Source organism: Mesorhizobium sp. M7A.F.Ca.AU.001.01.1.1 (genome assembly GCF_004022735.1).
In the GTDB taxonomy this organism is placed as follows: domain Bacteria; phylum Pseudomonadota; class Alphaproteobacteria; order Rhizobiales; family Rhizobiaceae; genus Mesorhizobium; species Mesorhizobium ciceri.
Window position 1 is genome coordinate 1 of the sequence record NZ_RZPF01000931.1, and the last position, 2118, is coordinate 2118.

Sequence of the window (2118 nt, forward strand, 5' to 3'; positions counted from 1 at the left end):
AGACAGGACCAATGCCTGAACTCAGGCACGAGTTTTTCGAAGCGACTGGCCAGTTGTTCTACGCATATTCGCCATCGCGCTTTTTAGCCTTCGTATCCAGCGAGGACGAAGAACTGGTTTCCAAGGAAACAGTGAAAGAGATGGAGAGAGTTCAAGAAACAAGAGAAATTCCTAGACGTTCAATTTTGTTTAGACATAGCGAAATGCTGAATCTCGTGACCGTCCTTGCCCTTCATACGGCTAAAAGCGAAGATGAAATTATAAAAACTGCTATGAAAATCACTAAAGTGTCGGGGAGAATTTCGGAGGAACAATCTCTTAGAAGAACCGGTGATGGGAATTTAGATGACTGGGAATTCAATTCCCTGGAAGAGCATCTTGAAAAACTATCCATAGAAGCACAATCAATTTTCCAAAACAAAAATAAAGACGATCCGGAAAAAATAAACACGTGGTATGCGTTCAGTAAACTAATAGATTGCTTTTCTTACAGCGAATATTGGGACCAGATTCCAAAATTAATGGATGCAATCAAATCAAACCGTGGGATAAACGAAGTTTTTCGCAAAAAAGAGGGCTAGAAGGACGAACCATCTTCAGATAAAAAGATTGCCGATCTGGCGACAGACCTCTTCGTATATCGGCCCTCCGGCGGCATCGTCCCGCTGGCGGGGGTGAAATCGGGAAATGGCGACCCCCGGAATATTTCTGCCACGACAATGTCGCAGCCTGGATGCCGACTCGCCAAAAGACAAGCATGCGCGGCTTCCTGACTGTCGAGTATAGCTTGCTGCTGTCGTACATTCAGTTCACGGAATATAGCGTTGTGGCGACACAACTTCCAACCGGGCTTCGCAACTCTACCCCTTCATCGAGCGCACTGGTCCTGTTGGCCTGCTTGCCGAAGCCGGCCGACGTATGACTATTTGCAATCAGATTCGATGAAAAAGCGCGCGGTCCATGTCGAGACGCGCACCGCCGCACTTTCGAAGACATTATCGAGATCAGCAAGGATCGACCGGCGTCAACCGGCTGTCACCGGCCTGTCATGAGCCTGCGCTACCCGCTTGCGGCAAAGCAAATGGGGAATCATCTTGCCATGACGGACGTTTCCGCAGATCTGGTTTTTCGCCGCGGCAAGGAAGTTGGAAAGGCCGTCTATCAGAACCGCCCGCTGTCGAAGGCCGGCATTTCGGAGCGGCTGTTCGCCTTCCTGTTCTCCGGCCTCGTCTATCCGCAGATCTGGGAAGACCCCGATGTCGACATGGAGGCGATGCAGCTTGGCCAGGGCCACCGCGTCGTCACCATCGCCTCCGGCGGCTGCAACATCCTGGCCTACCTCACGCGCTCGCCGGCCCGGGTCGACGCCGTCGACCTCAACACCGCGCACATCGCGCTGAACCGCATGAAGCTGGAGGCGGTGCGCCATTTGCCATCGCAGGGCGATCTGTTCCGCTTCTTCGGCGCCGCCGACACCAGCCACAATTCGAAAGCGTATGACCGTTTCATCGCGCCGCATCTCGATCCTGTCAGCCGTCACTACTGGGAGCGCCGCAACTGGCGCGGGCGCCGTCGCATCACTGTGTTCGACCGCAATTTCTACCAGACCGGCCTGCTCGGCTTGTTCATCGCCATGGGCCATCGCACGGGAAAATTCTTCGGCGTCGACCCAGCCGGCATCATGCAGGCCAGGAACATCGGCGAGCAGCGCCGCTTCTTCAACGAGGAGTTGGCGCCGGTCTTCGACAACAAGCTTTTGAGATGGGCGACGTCGCGCAAGGCTTCGCTGTTCGGCCTCGGCATTCCACCGGCGCAGTACGATTCGCTGATCACTTCTGGCGACGGCACCATGGCCAGCGTGCTGAAAGCCCGGCTGGAAAAACTCGCTTGCGATTTTCCGCTGGAGAATAACTACTTCGCCTGGCAGGCCTTTGCCCGCCGCTATCCGAACCCCGGCGAGGCCGCCCTGCCCGCCTATCTCGAAAAGCAGAATTACGAGACCATCCGCGGCAATGTCGGCCGCGTCGCCATCCACCATGCCAATCTGATCGAGTTTCTCGCCGGCAAGGATGCAGGCGCGGTCGACCGCTTCGTCCTGCTCGACGCACAGGACTGGAT

General features: G+C 55.2%; 2 protein-coding genes. Both read left to right on the plus strand.

The annotated features are described in order from the left end of the window. A partial coding sequence (locus EN884_RS34120) for a hypothetical protein (RefSeq protein WP_206617723.1) occupies nucleotides 1-581 on the plus strand: 581 nt, incomplete at its 5' end. Between the two features lie 467 nt (nucleotides 582-1048). Beyond that, on the plus strand, nucleotides 1049-2118 hold a 1070-nt coding region (locus EN884_RS34125; protein ID WP_128361046.1), incomplete at its 3' end, for a DUF3419 family protein.